Here is a 536-nt window from a genome sequence, read left to right as displayed (position 1 = left end):
GGTGCTGCAAAAGCTTACGACCAAATCGATAACGCTCCCGAAGAAAAAGCCCGCGGTATTACCATTAATACCTCACACGTAGAATACGAAACCGAAACCCGCCACTACGCACACGTAGACTGCCCGGGTCACGCCGACTACGTTAAAAATATGATTACCGGTGCCGCACAAATGGACGGCGCAATCTTGGTATGTTCCGCTGCCGACGGTCCTATGCCGCAAACCCGCGAACACATCCTGTTGGCCCGCCAAGTAGGCGTACCTTACATCATCGTGTTCATGAATAAATGCGACATGGTTGACGATGCCGAACTGCTGGAACTGGTTGAAATGGAAATCCGTGACTTGCTGTCAAGCTACGACTTCCCAGGTGACGACTGCCCGATCGTACAAGGTTCTGCACTGAAAGCCTTGGAAGGCGACGCCGCTTACGAAGAAAAAATCTTCGAACTGGCTGCCGCATTGGACAGCTACATCCCGACTCCTGAGCGTGCCGTGGACAAACCGTTCCTGTTGCCTATCGAAGACGTATTCTC

Annotated in this window: 1 protein-coding gene; it reads left to right on the top strand. The window is 52.4% G+C overall.

Features of this window, described 5'->3' with window-relative positions:
* Positions 1–536 (top strand): GTP-binding protein (locus tag HMPREF2726_RS08650; RefSeq protein ID WP_094113248.1); only part of this gene is annotated, 536 nt, incomplete at both ends.

Origin of the sequence: Neisseria sp. HMSC074B07 (genome assembly GCF_001810355.1) — a bacterium.
Lineage (GTDB): Bacteria > Pseudomonadota > Gammaproteobacteria > Burkholderiales > Neisseriaceae > Neisseria.
Note: the sequence above shows the minus strand (reverse complement) of the source record. Positions and strands in the feature narration are given on the sequence as shown.